This window comes from Haloechinothrix halophila YIM 93223 (assembly GCF_000504245.1).
Taxonomy (GTDB): domain Bacteria; phylum Actinomycetota; class Actinomycetes; order Mycobacteriales; family Pseudonocardiaceae; genus Haloechinothrix_A; species Haloechinothrix_A halophila.
Genome location: NZ_KI632509.1, coordinates 1403259 through 1422992 on the forward strand (window position 1 = coordinate 1403259; position 19734 = coordinate 1422992).

At 68.7% G+C, this 19734-nt stretch carries 18 protein-coding genes; 14 read left to right on the forward strand and 4 right to left on the reverse strand.

Annotated elements, in window-relative coordinates:
- The first annotated feature begins 2 nt into the window (after positions 1 to 2).
- The 4 genes from AMYHA_RS06555 (at position 3) to AMYHA_RS06570 (ending at position 3703) form a co-directional block, all read left to right on the forward strand.
- Complete coding sequence (locus AMYHA_RS06555) at positions 3 to 491, forward strand: nuclear transport factor 2 family protein (protein ID WP_034269026.1); 489 nt, start codon at positions 3 to 5, stop codon at positions 489 to 491.
- A gap of 52 nt (positions 492 to 543) precedes the next feature.
- Positions 544 to 1713: a hypothetical protein gene (locus AMYHA_RS06560; protein WP_034269029.1), complete on the forward strand. Its 1170-nt coding sequence runs from the start codon at positions 544 to 546 to the stop codon at positions 1711 to 1713.
- 2 nt (positions 1714 to 1715) lie between these two features.
- Positions 1716 to 2489 carry an SDR family oxidoreductase gene (locus AMYHA_RS06565; RefSeq protein WP_034276130.1) on the forward strand — a complete coding sequence of 258 codons (774 nt, stop codon included), beginning with the start codon at positions 1716 to 1718 and terminating at the stop codon, positions 2487 to 2489.
- 62 nt (positions 2490 to 2551) lie between these two features.
- Complete coding sequence (locus tag AMYHA_RS06570) at positions 2552 to 3703, forward strand: sulfotransferase family protein (protein WP_034269032.1); 1152 nt, start codon at positions 2552 to 2554, stop codon at positions 3701 to 3703.
- Positions 3704 to 3913: 210 nt separating this feature from the next.
- On the opposite strand, the gene AMYHA_RS06575 is transcribed toward AMYHA_RS06570, so the two are convergent.
- The 4 genes from AMYHA_RS06575 to AMYHA_RS06590 all read right to left on the reverse strand — a co-directional run bounded on the left by AMYHA_RS06575 (position 3914) and on the right by AMYHA_RS06590 (position 8061).
- A complete protein-coding gene (locus tag AMYHA_RS06575; protein ID WP_034269034.1) occupies positions 3914 to 5074 on the reverse strand; it encodes a thiolase domain-containing protein in 1161 nt (386 codons plus the stop codon).
- On the reverse strand, positions 5071 to 6159 hold the full coding sequence (locus AMYHA_RS06580) for a thiolase domain-containing protein (protein WP_051399604.1): 1089 nt from the start codon (positions 6157 to 6159) through the stop codon (positions 5071 to 5073). The genes AMYHA_RS06575 and AMYHA_RS06580 overlap by 4 nt, the downstream gene beginning before the upstream one ends.
- 7 nt (positions 6160 to 6166) lie before the next feature.
- Positions 6167 to 7159, reverse strand: coding sequence for a Zn-ribbon domain-containing OB-fold protein (locus tag AMYHA_RS06585; protein WP_034269037.1), 993 nt, complete (start codon positions 7157 to 7159; stop codon positions 6167 to 6169).
- 80 nt (positions 7160 to 7239) lie between these two features.
- Positions 7240 to 8061, reverse strand: a complete 822-nt coding sequence (locus tag AMYHA_RS06590) for a crotonase/enoyl-CoA hydratase family protein (RefSeq protein WP_051399605.1) — start codon at positions 8059 to 8061, stop codon at positions 7240 to 7242.
- Between the two features lie 137 nt (positions 8062 to 8198).
- Here AMYHA_RS06590 and AMYHA_RS06595 point away from each other — a divergent pair, with 137 nt between their 5' ends.
- From AMYHA_RS06595 to AMYHA_RS06640, 10 genes are all read left to right on the forward strand, one after another.
- Positions 8199 to 9821 carry an acyl-CoA synthetase gene (locus tag AMYHA_RS06595; protein WP_034269040.1) on the forward strand — a complete coding sequence of 541 codons (1623 nt, stop codon included), beginning with the start codon at positions 8199 to 8201 and terminating at the stop codon, positions 9819 to 9821.
- Between the two features lie 10 nt (positions 9822 to 9831).
- Positions 9832 to 10935, forward strand: coding sequence for an NAD(P)H-dependent flavin oxidoreductase (locus tag AMYHA_RS06600; RefSeq protein ID WP_034269042.1), 1104 nt, complete (start codon positions 9832 to 9834; stop codon positions 10933 to 10935).
- Between the two features lie 66 nt (positions 10936 to 11001).
- Positions 11002 to 12096, forward strand: a complete 1095-nt coding sequence (locus tag AMYHA_RS06605) for a hypothetical protein (RefSeq protein ID WP_034276136.1) — start codon at positions 11002 to 11004, stop codon at positions 12094 to 12096.
- A 55-nt stretch (positions 12097 to 12151) separates the two neighbouring features.
- Positions 12152 to 13597 (forward strand): aldehyde dehydrogenase, encoded by a 1446-nt coding sequence (locus AMYHA_RS06610; RefSeq protein ID WP_034269044.1) that lies wholly within the window; start codon positions 12152 to 12154, stop codon positions 13595 to 13597.
- Between the two features lie 3 nt (positions 13598 to 13600).
- Positions 13601 to 14707, forward strand: coding sequence for a phosphotransferase family protein (locus AMYHA_RS06615; protein ID WP_034269047.1), 1107 nt, complete (start codon positions 13601 to 13603; stop codon positions 14705 to 14707).
- Between the two features lie 74 nt (positions 14708 to 14781).
- Positions 14782 to 16110 (forward strand): hypothetical protein, encoded by a 1329-nt coding sequence (locus AMYHA_RS06620; RefSeq protein ID WP_034269050.1) that lies wholly within the window; start codon positions 14782 to 14784, stop codon positions 16108 to 16110.
- On the forward strand, positions 16107 to 16538 hold the full coding sequence (locus AMYHA_RS27505; RefSeq protein WP_196776848.1) for a hypothetical protein: 432 nt from the start codon (positions 16107 to 16109) through the stop codon (positions 16536 to 16538). The genes AMYHA_RS06620 and AMYHA_RS27505 overlap by 4 nt, the downstream gene beginning before the upstream one ends.
- Positions 16535 to 16999, forward strand: coding sequence for a hypothetical protein (locus AMYHA_RS06630; RefSeq protein WP_034269056.1), 465 nt, complete (start codon positions 16535 to 16537; stop codon positions 16997 to 16999). The genes AMYHA_RS27505 and AMYHA_RS06630 overlap by 4 nt, the downstream gene beginning before the upstream one ends.
- A complete protein-coding gene (locus AMYHA_RS06635) occupies positions 16996 to 18966 on the forward strand; it encodes a branched-chain amino acid ABC transporter permease (protein ID WP_051399606.1) in 1971 nt (656 codons plus the stop codon). The genes AMYHA_RS06630 and AMYHA_RS06635 overlap by 4 nt, the downstream gene beginning before the upstream one ends.
- Positions 18963 to 19727 carry an ABC transporter ATP-binding protein gene (locus tag AMYHA_RS06640; protein WP_084036889.1) on the forward strand — a complete coding sequence of 255 codons (765 nt, stop codon included), beginning with the start codon at positions 18963 to 18965 and terminating at the stop codon, positions 19725 to 19727. Before AMYHA_RS06635 ends, AMYHA_RS06640 begins: the two co-directional genes overlap by 4 nt.
- The last annotated feature ends 7 nt before the right edge of the window (positions 19728 to 19734 follow it).

A 19734-nucleotide genomic window follows, 5' to 3' on the forward strand; every position in this document is an offset into this window, starting at 1 on the left:
GTATGGACCTGGTCGCGCTGGAGGAAATCCGCGGGCTGAAGTATCGCTACGCCCGCACCCTCGACCTCAAACGCTGGGACGAGTTCGCCGAGGTGTTCACCGAGGACGCGACGGCCAACTACGGCACCAAGGCGACCAGTGAGCCGCTGACGCTCGAGGGGCGCGACGCGATCGTGTCGTACATGCGCGACGCGCTCGGCGGCAACATCATCACGGTGCACTTTTGTGCCCAGCCGGAGATCGAGATCAACGGCGACACGGCAGCGGGGACGTGGTGCTTCGAGGACACCGTGATCGTTCCCGACCACCGGGTCATGATCAAGGGATCTGCCTACTACGAGGACAGCTACCGCCGCGAGAACGGCGTCTGGCGGATCTCGCACATCGGTTACGTGCGTACGTACGAGCTGATGGTGTCGTTCGACGACATGCCGAGCCTGCAGCTGCTGGCTAACCGTTGGTCCGAGGACGTCCCCCAGCCGCAGGCGTGATCACGGCCCATTCGTGTTGTCCGCAGCATCCCCGTAGCCAGGGAGGCCACCGGTGCTCACCGACCCCTTCGCCGAGGCGATCGCCGAAGCCGAGAAGATCATCGAGAGTGCGCCGCACGTGCGCACCGAGCAGGACCTCGTCGAGGGCTACGACTACCTGGCGGGCAGCATCCGCGCGTCGCTGCAGATGGCGTGGGCGTACGAGCGAGACTTCCCGTTCTTCGTCTCGTCCACCGGCCCGTACACCAAGCTCGGTCTCGACAACCCGGACACGCTGTACTACCACGCGTACCTCCGCGACGACGCGGAGTACGTGGTGACTGGCACCCGTGGCAGCACCGCCGACCTGAGTTTCCAGGTGCTGAACGGCGATTACAGTCCAGCGTCCTCTCCGGACAGCCTGACCGCGTTCGATGACAGGGAATTCGACATCGACGCCGACGGCCGGTTCGAGATCCGATTTGGACCCGGTTCCGGTCGGAACTATTTCACGCTGGGCTCAGGTTCAGCGATGTTGGTGGTCCGCGAGGTCTACAGTGACTGGTCCGCCGAGCGCTCCGGGACCATCCGGATCCATCGGGCCGACCGGCTCGGCGGCGCGCCACCGCCCGTGCCGAAGGACACGCTGGTCAAGCGGTACCGTGTCGCGGGAAAGATGTTGCTGTCGCGGCTACGTACGTTCCTGGCGTTCCCCGAGTGGCACTATCTGAAGCTCCCGGTGAACACGCTGACTGAGCCGCGCAGCACGCCGGGCGGGCTGGCCACGCAGTTCTCGTCCGTCGGCCACTACGACCTCGCCGACGACGAGGTCATGGTGATCACCGTGCCCGCAGCGCAGCAGGAGGTCGCGCCGTACCAGGGCTTTCAGCTCGGCAGCATGTGGTACATCTCGCTGGACTACATCAACCACCAGACCAGCCTCACTCGTGACCAGGCGCGCGTCGACCCCGACGGGATGATCCGCTACGTCGTGAGCGAGCACGATCCCGGCCTGGCGAACTGGGTCGAACGCACCGGTCACAGCCGTGGCTACCTGCAACTGCGCTGGCAGCGGCTGACGCGTGATCTCACGCCGGCCGACGGGCCGACGTCCGAGATCGTGCGATTCGACGACCTGCCAGAGAAACTGCCGTACTACGCCGACCAGCGGGTCAGCCCACGGGAATGGTCCGAGCGCATCGCCGCGCGGCAGGCCGCCGTCGCCGACCGGATGCTGGGGTGACCATGCTGCGGGACAAGGTCGTCGTGGTGTCCGGGGTCGGGCCAGGGCTCGGCCGGTCGATCGCGGTGCGGGCCGCGCACGCGGGCGCGGACGTCGTGCTCGCCGCGCGGACGAAGGCCACCCTGGACGCCGTAGCTGACGAGGTGTCGTCCCTGGGACGCCGTGCGGTGACGGTGCCCGCTGACATCACCGCGGAGTCGGACGCGGAGACGCTCGCGGAGGCGGCCGTGTCGGCGTTCGGGCGAGTGGACGTCCTGGTGAACAACGCCTTCGCGATCCCGCCGCTTGGTGATCTCGCCGACGCCGACCTGGACGCCGTCCGCACCGGCTTCGAGACCAGTTCGATCGCCGCACTGCGGCTGACGCGGCTGTTCACGCCAGCGCTGGCAGATGTCAACGGCTCGGTCGTGATGGTGAACTCCATGGTGTTGCGGCATTCGCAGCGCGGGTACGGGGCCTACAAGATGGCCAAGGCCAGCCTGCTCGCGCTCGCGCAGAGCCTGTCCACCGAGCTTGGTCCGCGCGGCATCCGGGTCAACTCGGTCGCACCCGGCTACATCTGGGCCGACACACTGAAGTGGTACTTCGGCTACCTCGCGAAGAAGCGCGGCGTGTCCACTGAAGACGTCTACACCGAAACGGCGGCGAACACCGACCTGCGCAAGCTGCCCGAGCCGGACGAAATCGCCGACGCGGTGGTGTTCCTTGCCTCGGACATGGCGCGGGCGATTACCGGGCAGTGCCTGGACGTCAACTGCGGCGAATACCACCACTGAGGACTGCTTGCGTCGGATACTGACCGCTTGCAGGTTCGAAGCGTCGGATACTGAGGAGTGAGATGCGAGACAGCGTCGGTACGGTCGCGGACCTGCACGCCTCGGCCACCAAGGTCACCGGGCTTGACGACTTCGGCGACGACTCCTACCTCGAAGGTTTGCGGGTACTGCTCGACTCGTATGAGCGCGAGGCGCGGCTGACGCCGCTCGGCAACAGCATCACCCGTGCGTCCCTGCGGGGTGCGCTGGTCGCGCGGCTGCTGGCGGAAGCGGCATGGAAGCAGTACCCGGACCACGCCGACGTGCCGATCGAGCGGCCGATCTTCGTGACCGGCCTGTCGCGCACCGGCACCACCGCGCTGCACCGGCTGCTGACCGCCGACCCCGCGCACCAGGGGTTGGAACTGTGGCTCACCGACGTACCGCAGCCGCGCCCGCCGCGTGAGACGTGGGACGACAACCCGGTTTACCAGCGGATCAAGGCGGGCTACGATCGGCACCACGCCGAGAACCCCGACTTCATGGGACTGCATTACACCTCAGCGGACTCGGTGGAGGAATGCTGGCGGTTGTTGCGGCAGAGTATGAAGTCCGTGGCGGAGGAATGCCTCGCGTATGTGCCAAGCTACTCGCGCTGGTTGTCCGAACAGGACTGGACGGATGCCTACCAGCGGCACCGGCGGTTGTTGCGGCTGATCGGTCGCGATGAGCCGGACAAGCGGTGGGTGTTGAAGAACCCGAGCCACCTGTTCGCGCTGGACGAGCTGCTCGCGGTGTACCCGGACGCGCTGATCGTGCAGACCCACCGGCCGCCGAGCACCACGCTGGCCTCGACGTGCAGCCTGTCGCTCGCGGCGACCGATGGCTGGTCCACGGCGTTCACCCCCGAAGTGATCGGCCGGACCCAGCTCGACCTGTGGGCACGCGGGCTGGCGGAGTTCGCCGAGGCCAGGGCACGGCACGACCCGGCGCGGTTCTGCGACGTCGACTACGACGACTTCGTGGCGGACCCGGTCGGCACCGTGGCGGGCATCTATCGGCACTTCGGGCTCCCACTGACGGATGCCGCCCTGGCGGAGATGCGCCGGGTGGACGAGCAGAGCCGATCGGGCGCCCGGAGGCCGTCCCACCAGTACTCGCTGTCGGATTTCGGACTGACGGCCGCGCAGGTGGCGGAGCGGTTCGCGGACGTAACGGGAGCGGTGTCGCGATAGGCGACACGTCCGCGTCGTCTCCGCTGCGCTGACGCCGGCCGCTGGACATCAGCGGGCTGCTGGTACTCACGCGCCGGAAGTCGATCAACCACCCGCGCGGTGTTGCGTGACAATGCCTTATTTGCCGGGTTCTGCGAACAACACCGCGCGGTAGGTCGCGGCGACGCCTGCGAGCGCCACGAGCGGGGAACACGACGTCGCCCCGCCGCCCTACTCCGGCTTCTCCGCGCCGACCAGCCACAGCGCGAAGTACTGCGACCCGCCGCCGTAGGCGTGGCCGACGGCCTTGCGTGCGCCGTCGACCTGGTAGTCGCCAGCCTTGCCCATCACCTGCTTCGCAGCCTCGGACATCCGCAGCATCCCGGACGCGCCGATCGGGTTCGTGCACAGCACGCCGCCGGACGGGTTCACCGGAAGCTGGCCATCGAGCGCGGTCTCGCCGGATTCCGTGAGCTTCCAGCCCTCGCCCTCGGGCATGAAGCCCAGGTTCTCCAGCCACATCGGCTCGAACCAGGAGAACGGCACGTAGATCTCCGCAGCGTCCACTTCGGACAGCGGGTCGGTGATCCCCGCGTCGTGCCACAGCTGTGTCGCCGCATCCCGACCTGCCTGCGGGTTCACTTGGTCGCGCCCGGCGAACGTCGTTGGCTCGGTGCGCATCGACGTCGCGTGGATCCACGCCACGCCGTCCGCGGCGGCATCACCGGATGCCTCGTCGCCGATCACCATCGCGCACGCGCCGTCGGAGGAAGGACACGTCTCGTCGTAGCGGATCGGGTCCCACAGCATCTGTGACGCCTGCACCTGCTCCACCGTGAGGTCGGCCTGCTGGAGGTGCGCGTACGGATTGAGCGAGCCATTGCGACGGTCCTTGGCCGCGACCATCGCTCCGACCGCCTCCGGCGCACCTGACCTGCGGATGTACGAGCGGACGTGCGGGGCGAAGTAGCCACCCGCGCCCGCGCCGACCGGCATGTTGAACGGGATCGGGATGGACAGCGCCCACATCGCGTTCGACTCGGACTGCTTCTCGTAGGCCACGGTCAGCACCCGCCGGTGCTCACCGGACTGCACAAGGCTGGCCGCGACGATCGACGTCGACCCGCCGACCGAGCCCGCGGTATGCACCCGCAGCAGTGGCTTGCCGGTCGCGCCGAGTGCGTCGGCCAGGTACAGCTCCGGCATCATCACGCCCTCGAACAGGTCGGGCGCCTTGCCGATGACCACGGCGTCGATGTCGTCCCAGCCGACCCGCGCGTCGGTCATCGCACGGTCGATCGCCTCCCGCAGCAAGCCTGCCATGGATACGTCGGTGCGCTTGGCGGCGTGGTGGGTCTGCCCGGTGCCGAGTACGGCCGCACGCTGTTTCATGACTGTGCCTCCATCACGGCGACGAGGTTCTGTTGCAGCGCGGGCCCGCTGGTCGCGTGCGCCAGCGCGCGGTCGGCGTCGCCCGCCATCACGCGGCGTGCGGCCTCACCGATACGGGCCAGTCCCGCCGAGAACATCGGGTTGCCTGCCAGCACGCCGCCGGACGGGCTGATCCGGACGCCGTCACCAAGGCCGAGCGCGTCCCGCAGGATCAGCTCCTGGTGGGTGAACGGCGCGTGCAGTTCGGCCACGTCGACGTCGCCGACGTCGAGCGACGCGCCAGCCATTTCGGTGGACGGCGAGCGGGTCAGGTCCCGCGCGCCGAGTACGGGGGAGTCGACCCGGTGCTCGATCCCGGTGATCAGCGCGGGCCGGGAGACGATGTCACGGGCGCGGTCCGCCGCGGCGAGGATGACCACCGAAGCGCCGTCGGTGATCGGCGCGATGTCGTGCGCCCGCAGCGGATCGGCCGTCAGCGGCGCGTCAAGCAAATCCGCGACGGACGCCTCCCCTGAGCGCTGCGCCTGCGGGTTGTCGCGCGCGTCGGCAAGGCTACGAGCGGCCACTTCGGCCATGTCCTTCTCGCTCCATCGCCCGGACTCCAGCCCGAGCCTGGCTTGCAGCGCGGCGATGCTGATCGAGTCCGGCCACAGCGGCGCAACGGTGTACGGGTCGGTTTGCAGGCTCAGCACCCGCCGCAGCGTGCCAGCCGACGACTTGCCGAAGCCGTACACCAGCGCGGTGTCGACCTCGCCGGTGCGGATCTTCACCCACGCCTCGTACAGCGCCCACGCGGCGTCCATCTCCACATGCGACTCGTTGATCGGCGGGAAGGCGCCGATGGCGTCCACAGCGGAAATGAACGAGAATGCCCTGCCCGCCAAGTAATCCGACGATCCTGAGCACCAGAATCCGATGTCCGACTTGGATAGTCCGGTTTGCTCAAACGCCTCGGCGAGCGTTGGTACCAGCATCTCGACGCCGTTGGTGGTGCCTTGGGTTCGGCGCACGCAGTCCGACTGCGCGAACCCGACGACGGCGGGCCTTGTGGCTCCGCCCCGCGAGCCGGTCTCGCTATAACTCATCGATGCCTCACAGGTGGTGTGCGTAGGACTCGTACGGGGCGTCGGCCTCGCCGGACGGCTCGAAGTGCGCGATGTTGCGCATGCTGGTCTCCCACTCCTCGCGCGGCCGCCACTGCGCCCGCACTCGCATGCCCATCCGCACCTCGTCGGCCTCGCAGCCGCGCACCAGGTGCAGGAACGCGATGTCGGCGCCGTCGAGCAAGATGTAGGCCACGACGTAGGGCGGGGTGATCTGCTGGCCGAGGAACGGCACGTTGACGATGCAGAACGTCGTCACGATGCCGGTGTCGGGCAGCTCCACCTCGGTCGTCGTCGGCACGCCGTCGGTGGGGCACGCGCCGCGCGGCGGCAGGTAGACCTTCTCGCACTTCGGACAACGCTGCCCGATCAACTTGCCCTCGCCCAGCGCCCGCAAGTAGCGGCTTTCCTCTGGCGACACCGTGTGGTCGTAGCCGAGCTTGATCGGCGTGATCATGGTGTCCACCGAGGTGCCATCGGCGCGTTCAGCGGCTGGCGGAGCGGGCGACGTCGGCGGTGGTGGCTGGTCGTCCGGCGCGTCAGCGGGCACGAAGTACGCGATGTCGCGGATGTGCCCGACCGGCTCGTCGGTCCAGCGCACCCGAACCCGCATGCCCGTGTGGATCGCGTCGGGCGCCTCGACGTCGACGGCGTGCAGCAGCGCGGTGTCCGCGCCGTCCAGCCGGATCAGCGCCCAGGCGAACGGCCGCTGGATCGGCTGGCCCGCTACCGGCTCGGCGCACCACGACCACGTCAGTACCGTGCCCTCCTGGTCCACCTCGACGAACTCGCTCAGCGGGGCCGCGGTGACCGGGTCGTACTCGACCGGCGGCACGTGCACCCGGCCGTCCGACCCGGTGACGCCCTCGATGCGGCGCTGGGCGAGGCCGGTCATGAACCGTCCGAGTACCGGCCCGAGCGAGCGGGTGTAGTCGAAGTGGATCTCAAGAGGTTCCGACAGCGGCGGCGCTTCAGTAGTCACGATGCGAGTGAAACATGTTCTCGATATGTCCGGCAAGTATTGCCGCTGGGGCGGCGGTAGTTAAATAGAACACGTTCTAATCACCGTCCTTCGAACTGCGGGGTGCGCTTCTCGGCGAAGGCGCGCGGGCCTTCCTTGGCGTCGGCGCTGGTGAACACCGACAGGCCGATCGGCGCCTCGATGGCGAACGCGTCCTCCTCTGCCATGCCCTCGGTCTCGCGCATGGTGCGCAGCACCGCCTGTACCGCGAGCGGGCCGTTCGCCGCGATCTGGTCCGCGATCGCCAGCGCCTTGTCCAGTGCGGTGCCGTCCGGCTCGACGTGGCCGATCAGGCCGATCTCTTTCGCCTCGGCGGCGGTGATGTGGCGTCCGGTCAGCAGCAGGTCGGCGGCGACGGTGTACGGGATCTGCCGTGGCAGTCGCACCGCGGAGCCGCCCATTGGGAACAGGCCCCACTTCACCTCGGAGATGCCGAACTTCGCGCTCTCGCCCGCCACGCGGATGTCGGTGGCTTGCAGGATCTCGGTGCCGCCCGCGATCGCCGGGCCTTCGACAGCCGCGATCAACGGCTTGCTCAGCCGACGCCCCTTGAGCAGTCCCGGGATGCGCGCGGGATCCCAGCCGTTGCCGGACATCGCCTTGCCGGGGTCGTTGCGGCTCATGTTCTTCAGGTCCGCGCCCGCGCAGAAGGAGCCACCCGCGCCGGTAAGCACACAGCAACGGATCGACGGGTCGGAGTCGACCTGCTCCCACGCCCCCAGCATGATCTCGATCATCTCGGCGCTGATGGCGTTGCGGGCGTGTGGCCGGTTCATGGTCACGATCAGCGTGCCCCCACGCTGTTCAACCAGCGCGTGGGGTGCGGTGTCGTTGTCGTGATCGGCGGCTGCGGTCGACGTCATGGAAACCTCTTCCGTAGTTGGCGCGGACATGAATGCGCTCGGGATTGGTACATGTTTCACGCTCTGTGGTCGGCTCGATACCACTGGAGCCAGTTTTGACCATTGCTCATAACGATAACATGTTCTAATTTAGAGCAATGGCACTGAACATCGCTGATCTCATTGAGCACACGGTCGACGCCGTTGCTGAGCGCACCGCCGTGATCTGCGGCGATCGGCAGGTGAGCTACGTCGAACTCGACCAGCGCGCCAACCGCCTGGCCCACCACCTCGCAGCAGCCGGGGTTGGCGAGGGCGACCACATCGGGATCTACTCCCGCAACTCCATCGAGACGATCGAGGCGATGTTCGCGGCGTACAAGCTCCGCGCCGTCGCGATCAACGTGAACTACCGGTACGTGGCCGAGGAGCTGCGATACCTGTTCGACAACGCCGACCTCGTCGCGCTGGTGCACGAGCGCCAGTATGCGTCGACCGTCGCCGAGGTGCTGCCATCGGCACCCAAGCTGCGCCACGTGGTGGTCGTCGACGATGACTCTGGTGCCGACTACGAGTCCTACGGTGGCGTCGAGTACGAGGCGGCGCTGGCGGCACAGTCGCCGGAACGCGACTTCGGCGAGCGCAGTGCCGACGACCTCTACATCCTCTACACCGGCGGCACCACCGGCTATCCGAAGGGTGTGATGTGGCGGCACGAGGACGTCTGGCGCGTGCTCGGCGGCGGCATCGACTTCATGACTGGTGAATACGTGCCGGACGAGTGGACCATGGCCGAGCAGGCCAAGGAGAGCCCCGGCCTGGTCAGGATGACCATTTCGCCGCTCATCCACGGCGCGGCACAGTGGGCCGTGTTCGGTGCGCTGTTCGCGGGTGGCACCGCCGTCCTCGTATCGCAGTTCGACCCGCACGAGGTGTGGCGGGCGATCGAAAAGCACCGGGTGCAGGTGCTCACCTTCGTCGGCGACGCGATGGCCAGGCCGATGCTGAAGGCGTACCAGGAGGGTGACTACGACGCCTCCTCGGCCGTCGCGTTCTCGAGCCACGCCGCGCTGTTCTCACAGTCGGTCAAGCAGGCCTACCTCGAGACCTTCCCCAACGCCGTGCTCACCGACGCCATCGGCTCCTCGGAGAGCGGCTTCACCGGGATCAGCATGATCACCAAGGATGCCGACCACTCGCAGGGCCCGAGAGTGAACTTCACCAAGCAGGCGGTGCTGATCGACGAGGCGGGCAAGCTCATCGAGCCGACCCCCGGCGCGGTCGGGCTGATCGCGCGTGGCGGGCACGTTCCGCTTGGCTACTACAAGGACCCAGAGAAATCCAAGTCGATCTTCGCCGAGATCGACGGCAAGCGCTACGTCATCCCCGGCGACTACGGCCGCTACGAGGACGACGGGTCGGTGACCCTGCTCGGCAGGGGCTCGCAGTGCGTCAACACCGGCGGCGAGAAGGTGTTCCCCGAGGAGGTCGAGGGCGCGCTGAAGTCGCACCCCGACGTCTACGACGCGCTGGTCGTTGGCGTGCCGGACGAGCGCTACGGGGAGCGGGTCGCGGCGCTGGTGCAGCCGCAACCCGGTGTCTCGCTCGACACCGCCGCGCTTGATGCGCACGTGCGCACCAAGGTCGCTGGGTACAAGGTGCCACGCAGCTACTGGATCGTGCCCGAGATCCGCCGCCAGCCAAGTGGCAAGCCCGACTACCCGTGGGCGAAGTCCTACGCCGAGGAGCACGCCGACAGCGCGCTCGCCGTCACCCGCTAAAGGAGCCCCATTGCGCACAGAGCTGTGTGACACGCTCGGGATCGAGTACCCGATCGTCGCGTTCACCCCGTCCGAGCACGTCGCGGCCGCCGTATCGCGCGCCGGTGGGCTCGGCGTGCTCGGCTGCGTCCGGTTCAACGACGCCGCCGACCTGGACGCCACGCTGGACTGGATGGATGCCAACACCGGCGGCAAGCCGTACGGCGTCGACATCGTCATGCCGTCGAAGGTGCCCGACGAGGGCAGCGTCGGTGACCTCTCGAAGCACATCCCCGAGGAGCACCGGGCGTTCGTCGAGCGGACGCTGCGGGAACTCGGCGTGCCCGAGAAGGCCGAGAGCAACGATGGCGCCGGGGTGCTCGGCTGGCTGCACTCGGTGGCGCGGTCCCATGTGGACGTCGCGCTGAAGCACCCGATCTCCCTGATCGCCAACGCGCTCGGGTCACCGCCCAACGACGTCATCGAGCAGGCCAACGGCCACGGCGTCAAGGTCGCCGCGCTGGCTGGCAAGGCGGAGCATGCCGTCAGTCACGTGGACAACGGCGTCGACATCGTCATCGCGCAGGGCTACGAGGCAGGCGGGCATACCGGCGAGATCGCGTCCATGGTGCTGCTGCCCGAGGTGGTCGACGCGGTCGGTGACCGCGCGCCGGTGCTCGCCGCCGGTGGCATCGGGTCCGGCAGGCAGGTCGCCGCGGCGCTGGCGCTTGGCGCGACCGGCGCGTGGATGGGCTCGTATTGGCTGACCACCAGCGAGTACCTGGAGACCATGCGCGAGTCGGGCACGGTGCAGGACGCCCTCGTCGCCGCCAGCTCGTCGGACACCGTGCGTACCCGGATCTTCTCCGGCAAACCGGCGCGGCTGCTCAAGACCCGCTGGACCGAGTCGTGGGCGCAGCCGGACGCGCCGGACCCGTTGCCGATGCCGTTGCAGAACCTGCTGGTCGCCGAGGCGCACCAGCGCATCGCCGCCGCTAAGGATCCGAGCGTCGTCGCGATGCCGGTCGGCCAGATCGTCGGCAGGATGAACGCCGTCCGCCCGGTGGCCGAGCTGATGAGTGAACTGGTCGCCGAGTACGAGCGGGCGCTGGACCGGTTGGACAAGACCCGCTGACTGAGTCGTGAGTGCTCATGGGAGTTCTAACTCTGATCAGCACTCACGACAGGAAGGAGCGTGCTGGTGCTGTCACCTCTTGACGACTACCCGATACATCAGGTCGCCCAGCCGGTGCGTCAGGTAGCGACGACCGATCGCAACTTCTACGACCGCTACTACTTCAACTGTCACGCCAGCTCGCCCGAGCTGTTCTGTGTCATCGGGATGGGGCAGTACCCCAACCTCGGGGTGTCGGACGCGTTCGCGACGGTGCGCACGGGTGACGAGCAGATCGCCGTGCGCGCTTCCCGGGAGCTCGGTTCCGACCGGATGGACACCACCGTCGGCCCGTTCCGGATCGAGGTGCTCGAAGGACTGCGCAAGCTGCGGGTGGTGCTGGAGCCGACCGAGCACGACCTGGCATTCGACCTCACCTTCACCGGGGCCGTTCCCGCCGTACTGGAACCGAGGCATGTGCTGCGCCAGCCGCAGGGCCGCGCGATCATCGACTCCAGTCGCATGGCGCAGACCGGCGACTGGTCAGGCACGCTCACCGTCGCGGGCACCGACTACGACGTCACCCCTGATGTCTGGCAGGGAACGCGCGACCGGTCCTGGGGTATTCGCCCCGTCGGTGAGCCGGAGCCAGCCGGTTACGCCGCGGCGCAGCCACCCTCGTCGTTCTACTGGTTGTACGCGCCCTTCCGGTTCGACGACTTCAGCATCATCACCATCCTGCAGGAGGACGGTCGCGGCCGTCGCTCGCTCGAGGAAGCCGTGCGGGTGTGGCCGGAAGGCAGCGGCAAGGAGCCGGAACCGCTCGGGCGCCCCGAGGTCGCGCTGACCTTCACCCCTGGCACGCGTGAGGTCGCCACGGCCGTACTCGACTTCGCCGACGGCCCGAAGCTCGAGGTCGAGACCGTGCTGCCGGTCGCGCTCGGCGCGGGCGCCGGATACGGCACCGATGACTGGCGGCACGGCATGTATCTCGGCGAACTGGAGGTGCAGGGCCGCAGGCACGACGTCAGCGACGCCGCGAAGCGGGCTGCGTACTTCAGCGTCATCGACAACCTGGCGCGTGCGCGCTGCGAAGGACGGCTCGGCTGGGGGCTGTTCGAGTTCGCCTGTTTCGGTCCGCACGAACCGTCCGGCTTCACCGGATGGGACGACGTCGCCTGAGTGAGTCCCCTGAACCAAATCGGCTGAGCAAGCCGCCGGAGTGAGGAGCACGAGCATGCGAGAGTACAAGGAGCTCTACATCGGGGGCAGCTGGGTCGCCCCGGAAACCGAGCGGCAGATCGAGGTGATCTCGCCGCACTCCGAGCAACTGGTCGGCCGCACGCCGGAAGCGACGACCGCGGACGTCGACCGTGCGGTCGAGGCGGCACGGCGCGCGTTCGACCACGGTGACTGGCCGAACACCGCACCCGAGGATCGCCTCGCCGCGTTGCGTCGGTTCGCCGACGCCTACAACGCGCGGCAGGCCGAGCTGGCGGAGCTGTTCAGCACCGAGATGGGCTCACCGCTGTGGTTCTCCCAGGTCGGGCAGGTGGGCGCGACATCGATGGCGCTGGGCGAGTTCCTCAACATCGGCGAGCAGATCGCGTGGGAGGAGCGCAGGACCGGCTCGTTCGGTGGCGAGGTCGTCGTGCGCCGCGAACCGGTCGGCGTCGTCGGCGTCATCACGCCGTGGAACGTGCCGCATTTCGTGACCATGGCCAAGCTCGTTCCCGCGCTGCTCGCCGGGTGCACCGTGGTGCTCAAGCCGCCACCAGAGGCACCGCTGTCGGCGCTCGTGCTCGCCGAGATCGTGGCCGAGGCCGGGCTGCCGGAAGGCGTCGTGAGCGTGGTGCCCGCCGGTCGTGAGGTCGGCGAGCATCTGGTCACTCACCCGGATGTGGACAAGATCGCGTTCACTGGATCAACCGCGGCTGGGCGGCGGATCGCCGCGCTGTGCGGTCAGGACCTGCGGCGGGTGACGCTGGAACTCGGCGGCAAGTCCGCCGCGGTGATTCTCGACGACGCCGACCTCGGCCAGACCGTGCAGCAACTGCAGATGGCCTCGCTGCTCAACAGCGGGCAGGCCTGTATCGCCCAGACCCGCATTCTCGCGTCGCGGAAGCGTTACGACGAGGTGGTCGACGCGCTGGCGGCCATGGTGGGCGGGCTGACCGTCGGTGACCCGATGAACGTCGAGAATTACATCGGCCCGATGGTCGCCAAGCGGCAGCAGGAGCGGATCCGTGACTACATCGGGATCGGCACGGCGGAAGGTGCGCGGCTGGTCATCGGCGGCAGCGAGATGCCTGCCGGGCTGGACACCGGCTGGTACATCCAGCCGACGGTGTTCGCCGATGTGGACAACGGCATGCGCATCGCGCGGGAGGAGATCTTCGGTCCGGTACTCACCGTGATCCCGTATGACGACGAGGCGGACGCGGTACGCATCGCGAACGATTCCGAGTACGGTCTCGCCGGTTCGGTGTGGACGTCCGATGTGGAGCACGGGCTCGATGTCGCGAGGCAGGTGCGCACCGGGACATTGGGTATCAACCAGTACCTGATGGACTTCGCCGCTCCGTTCGGCGGGTTCAAGGCAAGTGGTATCGGGCGTGAGTTCGGGCCGGAGGGCATCGAACCCTACGTCGAGTACAAGTCGGTCGCACTACCGATCGGCTGAGCCATGACCGGTCCGTTACGCATCGCGACCAGGGGCTACGACGAACTGCGGCAGGGCCTGCAGGATTGGCTGCGTGCCCTGCTGCCAGCCGACGCCGAGCCCATCGTCGGGCCGGTTGCCGCGCCTGGCGGCAACGGCATGTCAAGCGACACCGTGATGTTCGAGCTCACGACAGCGACACACGGCGCACGGCGATGCGTGGCGCGGATCGCACCGCAGCCGGATGCCGTGCCGGTGTTTCCGCACTACGACCTCGCACGGCAGTTTCAGATCATGTGCCTGGTCGCCGAACGCTCCGATGTGCCGGTGCCTGAGCCGCTGTGGTGTGACACCGACGGTGTGGCAGCCGGTTCACCGCTGTTCGTGATGGCGCACATCGATGGCGACATTCCGCCAGATGTCATGCCGTACAACTTCGGCGGCTGGCTCGCCGAAGCGGACCAGGCAGACAGGGCGCGGTTGCAGCACAGCACCATCGTGGCGATCGCTGGCATCCACGACATCGAGCTGACCGACGACGACGTCGCGTTGCTCGATGCCGATCGCGATGAACTGACGCCGCTGCGGCGGCATGTCGCCGAACAGCGGGATTACTACCGCTGGGTATCGCGGGAACGGCGGCACCCGCTGATTGAACGCGGTTTCGACTGGCTCACGGAGCATTGGCCCGCCGAAGAAGGTCCCGCCGTTCTCAGCTGGGGCGATGCCAGGATCGGCAATATCATCTACCGCGACTTCCAGCCGGTTGGCGTGCTCGATTGGGAGATGGCCGCGCTCGGGCCGCGCGAACTCGACATCGGGTGGCTGATCTACCACCACCGGTTCTTCGAGGACCTCGCGGCCATGGCGGGTCTCGACGGGCTGCCTGGCTTCCTGCGTCCGGAGGCCGTCACGGCCGCGTACCAGGCCGTGACCGGATACCAGGTACGTGACCTGCGCTTTTACGTCACCTATGCGGCGCTCCGGAACGCGATCGTCATGGCGCGGATGGCGCAGCGGCAGGTGCGCCTCGGGGAGCGGGAACAGCCGGCGGATCCTGATGACGTGCTCTACGACCGGAGCTCGATCGAGGCACTGCTCGATGGGACGTACTGGGATGCCCTCGGCTGAGCCAAAAAAGTAGAACCTGTTTTCGTTCTGCGTCGTTGTACTGGGTGACACGCTGCCGACGAGGAGGTGTCGCGGTGGTTCGGGCGACAACGAGACGCAGGGGAACACGTTATCGGTATGCGCGTGGTCGGCTGGTTCGCAGGCTAGCGACCGCCGCCGCGTCGGCCGGCCTGCTGCTGACCGTCCTGCCGCCCGGCGCGGCCGCATCGCCGGACCCCGGCGGCGGTTGCCCGGTTGTCGGCACGGCGGTCGGTATCCAGGTCACGGTGAGCGCGAGCGACAACCTGCTGCTGTCCGCGCCGACCGGCGCTGGGGTCCCGGTCGCGCAGGCCTGTGTGGACTACGCGGTGCGGGACTCGCGGGCGTTCGCCAGCAGCCCGTATCCGGGTGAGACGGTCCTCGCCGGACCGGGGCTGCTCGGTCAACGGCTCGGCCAGGACGTGCCCGGCTATCCGGCGTACGCCGCATCGCGACACCCGGCGCGCGGATCCGGCGAGGCCAATGGTCCCGGGTACGACCTCCGGGCCAGCAGTGACGAAACGTCGAGCACCGCACGGGCACACTCCGGCGGCGCGCCAGAGGGCGCTGATGGCTCTGGTGGCTCAGGGGGCTCCGGCGACACGCTGTCCGTCGCCGAGGCCACCGTCGACCCCGACGCGCGCTCGGCCGCGGCCACCGCGAGCAGCGACACCCAGCCGCTGACGATCAACGGCGTGCTCACACTCGGCCACGTTCACAGCACCGCCACCGCGAAACTCAGCGGCGACGGCACCATCCGGCGCGACTCGGACCTGCGAATCGGCAAGACCACGGTCGCGGGCACCGAGGTCGTCATCACACCCAAGGGCCTCAAGGCGGCGGATCAGGCCATTGGCCTGCCGGAGCAACGCCCGGCGGACGCGCTGGAACAAGCCGGAATCGACGTCGAGTACCTCGCGGCGGAGAAGACCGAGGATGGCGTGCTGTCCGCGGGCATCCAGATCATCGCCAAGCACAGCGACCCCGGCTCCGGGGCGACCTACACCGTCACCTACATCGTCGGGCGGGCTTTCGCGGGCGTCGCGCCGGTCAGGGACGACTCATTCTCCGGCGGCGGGCGGGACACCCTGCCGCCGCCGACGGTCGACCCCGTGCCACCGGCGCAGGGCGGGGCGCAGGCAGCCGATCCCCCTGCTGGGCCGAGCCCGGCGGACGTCTCCGCACCAGAACCCGAACAGACGCCGGAACCCGCTGCGGCGCCGGACGTCGAACCGCCAGCGACCCAAGCGGTGCGCCAGGCGGGCAACCCGATTCCGATGGGCATCGGCGCGCTGTACCTGGCGATCGTGCTCGGCGCGCTGGCCATGCTCGTCAGCGCGACGATGCTGCGGCTGTTGGGAGTGAAGACACGATGGACCTCATGACCAGGGCTCGCAGCCAAGCCGATCGGCTGCTCGCCACCGTCACTCTGCTCGCCGGGCTACTGGTGCTGACTCTCGGCTGGTACGGCGTCAGCGGCACGCCCTATCCGGCCGAGCAGCTGCCGTACCTGATCAGCGGCGGCATCGGTGCCCTCTTCCTGCTCGGGCTGTCCGCGACGCTGTGGCTGTCAGCCGACCTACGCGACGAGTGGCGCAAGCTGGACAGGATCGAGCGGGCGATCCGCGAGACACCCTGGGAAGACGGCCAGCACGCTGTCGAGTCGTATCGGCCGGTCGATGTCTCGTCCGGCGCCGTACCGGACACGGTGTCCGACACGGACGCGGCGGATGCCGATGCGCCCACCGCGCGGCTCGACCGGCAGAACGGCGGCAGGGAGCCCAGCTCGGTGTCGGCGGGAGACCGGGTATGACGGGCAGTCCCCAGACCTGGCAGCCGTGGCGGCTACGGCAGACGGGACCATGGCGCGACGCCGACCTCATCTCGGTGTTCCTCACCGCGCTCATTGGCGTGGTCATGATCGTGGCGGCCTGGTTCGGCGCGGCGGGTGCCGCGTCGCTGACTCAGCAGGCCGCCTGGGCAACCCTCGCCGTCGGCGGTCTGGTGGTGTCCGGCATCGGGCTGAGCCTGTGGCTGCTGCGGCTGCGCCGCGCGATCGGGCAGCGCAGGGTCGGTTTGATCTCGCTCGATCCGCCAGCCGCGGCGGAACCAGCACCCCAGCCGATGCCGCGGCACGACACCGCGTCGCTGCCGCTGGTGCGCGCCGAGGGCATGCGCAAGGTGCACGACCCCGGCTGCCCGCTGGTGGCAGGCAAGGACGTCACGCCTGCCGCGTTCGGTGACGGTGAACCCTGCGCGGTGTGTCAGCCATGAACGAGCTGCTGCCCTTCGTCATCATCGGCATCACGACCGGTTCGGTGTACGGGCTGGCGGCGATGGGCCTCGTGCTGACGTATAAGACGTCCGGCATCTTCAACTTCGCGCACGGCTCCATCGCCGCGCTGGCCGCCTATGCCTTCTACGACCTGAACGTACTGCGCGGCCTGCCGTGGCCGGTGGCGCTGCTGCTGGTCGTCGTGGTGTTGCCACCGCTGCTTGCGCTGGTGATGGAACGCATCGCCACTCGGCTCGCCGACGCGACCGCGACCATGAAGATCGTCGCGACGGTGGGGCTGCAACTGGCCATCACCAGCGCGCTGCTGGCGCACTATGGCAGCGAGGGCTTGCCGTTTCCCGCGTTCCTCCCGGTCGAGACCGTCTCGCTGCTCGGCATCGAGGTCGGCATCGACCAGCTCGTCTCCACCGGCATCGCCGCGACCGGCGCGCTGGCGTTCTACCTGTTCTTCCGGCGCTCCCGGCTCGGAGTGCGGATGCGCGCCGTCGTCGACGACCCTGACTTGTTGTCGCTGTCCGGGACCGGGCCGGTGGCGGTGCGCCGCTCGGCGTGGCTGATCGGCACCTGGTTCGCCGCGATCTCCGGGCTGCTGCTCGCACCGCAGATCGGGCTGGACGCACTGCTGCTGACCCTGCTGGTGGTGCAGGCCTACGGCGCGGCCGCGGTGGGGCTGTTCCGCAACCTGCCTGCCACCTACGCCGGCGGGCTGCTGATCGGGCTGCTCACCGCGCTGGCGACGAAGTTCGTCGTCGGATCGGAGACGCTGGCGGGGCTGCCACCGGCGATCCCGTTCCTCGTGCTGTTCGTGGTGTTGCTCGTGGCGGGCAAACGACGCCTGGTCGAGGTCGGCGCCCAGCTACGGGCTCCGGTGTCGTCGCCGCTGCTCACCCCTGGCGCCACCAAGGTCGTCGTGCTGGTCACGCTGGTTGTCGCGCTGGCGATACCGCTGGTTGTCGGCGCGAAGGTGCCAGTGTACTCGAACGCGCTGGTGTTCGTGCTGATCTTCGCCTCGCTGCACCTGCTGGTGCACACCTCGGGGCAGGCGTCGTTGGCGCACGCCGGGCTGGTCGCCGTCGGGGCGGCGTCGTTCTCGCATCTTGCTGTCGGCGCGGGGCTGCCGTGGCTGGTCGCGGTGTTGCTCGCCGGAGTGATCGCGGTGCCGGTCGGCATGTTGGTGGCGGTCCCCGCGATCCGGCTGTCCGGGTTGTTCCTCGCGCTCGGCACGTTCGGGTTCGGGCTGCTGCTGGAGCGGGTGGCCTACCGCACCGATTTCATGTTCGGCACGACCAGCACGCTCGAGGCGACCAGGCCAGCAGGATTCGCCTCCGACACGGTGTTCTACTACGTGCTGCTCGGCTTCGCCGTCGCGGGTGGGCTGGTGGTCGCCGTGGTCAACCGCAGCAGGCTCGGCAGACTGCTGCGCGCGATGGCGGACTCGCCGACCACGCTGACCACCCTCGGACTCGGCGTGAACGTCACCAGGGTCACGGTGTTCGCGATCTCGGCTTTTCTGGCTGGGGTGGCGGGCTCGCTCTACGCCTCGCAGAGCCTGTCGGCGACCGGCACGCCGTTTTCGGCGTACAACTCGCTGGTCTGGCTCGCGGTGCTGGTGCTGTTCGCGATGGCACGCTCGGCCGCGCCGGTGCTCGCCGCGTTGTTCGTCGCGGTCGCGCCCGCCTACGGCGGTGGCGAGGCGATGGTCGACTGGATGCCGGTGTTCTTCGGACTCGGCGCGCTGCTGGTAGCACTGCACCAGGCCGGTGCGCGGCGGTCGGGTGATGCTCAGGATGCCGATGCGCGTGACATCGGTTCGCGGGCGGATGAGCGGATCGGCGGCGGTAGCGCGGCGGCGGAACGGCTCGCGGAGGTCACGGCGGCGAACACCGCTCGGAACGGTTCCGGTGCGCCCGATGGCGCGCGGCTACGGATCGGAGCGTCGCGATGAGAACTGGGTTGCGGGTTGACGGGCTGACGATCAGGTTCGGCGGGCTGACCGCGGTCAACAGCGTGACGCTGGATGCCCCGCAGGGCAGGGTGACCGGGCTGATCGGGCCGAACGGTGCTGGCAAGACCACGACGTTCAACGCGTGCTCCGGGCTGCTGCGCCCGTCCGCGGGCACGGTGAGCCTGTTCGACCAAGACGTCACCGGCGCGTCAGCCGCCGCGCGGGCTCGGCGCGGGCTCGGCCGCACCTTCCAGCGCATGGACCTGTTCGACTCGCTGACCGTTGAGCAGAACATCGCGCTCGGCCTCGAGGCGCGACTCGCGCGCGGGCATCCGATCAAGCAGCTGGTCAGCTCGCGGGCCGACCGCAAGGCGGTGCGCGCGGCCACCGAGGAGGCGCTCGAGCTGTGCGAGCTCGGCGAGCTGCGCCGGGAGCCCGCTGGCGCGCTGTCGACGGGGCAACGGCGCCGGGTTGATCTCGGCCGGGTGCTGGCAGGCGGGTTCTCGATGCTGTTGCTCGACGAGCCGTCATCCGGATTGGACACCGCGGAGACGGTCCGATTCGGACAGTTGGTCAGCCGGGTGGTCGCCGAGCGGGGTTGTGGCGTGCTCCTCGTCGAGCACGACATGGCGCTGGTGATGGCGATCTGCGACTACCTCTACGTGCTCGACTTCGGCGAGCTGATCTTCGAGGGCACACCGGACGAGGTGCGCGGCAGCGACGCCGTGCGCGCGGCGTACCTGGGATCGGAGGCGGCATGAGGACTGC

Bases quoted from the DNA above. Each gene is read 5' to 3' on its own strand.
- AMYHA_RS06640 (WP_084036889.1), top strand. From the start codon at position 18,963: ATGAGAACTGGGTTGCGGGTTGACGGGCTGACGATCAGGTTCGGCGGG.
- AMYHA_RS06615 (WP_034269047.1), top strand. From the start codon at position 13,601: ATGACCGGTCCGTTACGCATCGCGACCAGGGGCTACGACGAACTGCGG.
- AMYHA_RS06590 (WP_051399605.1), bottom strand. From the start codon at position 8,061: ATGACGTCGACCGCAGCCGCCGATCACGACAACGACACCGCACCCCAC.
- AMYHA_RS06555 (WP_034269026.1), top strand. From the start codon at position 3: ATGGACCTGGTCGCGCTGGAGGAAATCCGCGGGCTGAAGTATCGCTAC.
- AMYHA_RS06595 (WP_034269040.1), top strand. From the start codon at position 8,199: ATGGCACTGAACATCGCTGATCTCATTGAGCACACGGTCGACGCCGTT.
- AMYHA_RS06575 (WP_034269034.1), bottom strand. From the start codon at position 5,074: ATGAAACAGCGTGCGGCCGTACTCGGCACCGGGCAGACCCACCACGCC.
- AMYHA_RS06610 (WP_034269044.1), top strand. From the start codon at position 12,152: ATGCGAGAGTACAAGGAGCTCTACATCGGGGGCAGCTGGGTCGCCCCG.
- AMYHA_RS06630 (WP_034269056.1), top strand. From the start codon at position 16,535: ATGACGGGCAGTCCCCAGACCTGGCAGCCGTGGCGGCTACGGCAGACG.
- AMYHA_RS06635 (WP_051399606.1), top strand. From the start codon at position 16,996: ATGAACGAGCTGCTGCCCTTCGTCATCATCGGCATCACGACCGGTTCG.
- AMYHA_RS06570 (WP_034269032.1), top strand. From the start codon at position 2,552: ATGCGAGACAGCGTCGGTACGGTCGCGGACCTGCACGCCTCGGCCACC.
- AMYHA_RS27505 (WP_196776848.1), top strand. From the start codon at position 16,107: ATGACCAGGGCTCGCAGCCAAGCCGATCGGCTGCTCGCCACCGTCACT.
- AMYHA_RS06565 (WP_034276130.1), top strand. From the start codon at position 1,716: ATGCTGCGGGACAAGGTCGTCGTGGTGTCCGGGGTCGGGCCAGGGCTC.
- AMYHA_RS06580 (WP_051399604.1), bottom strand. From the start codon at position 6,159: ATGAGTTATAGCGAGACCGGCTCGCGGGGCGGAGCCACAAGGCCCGCC.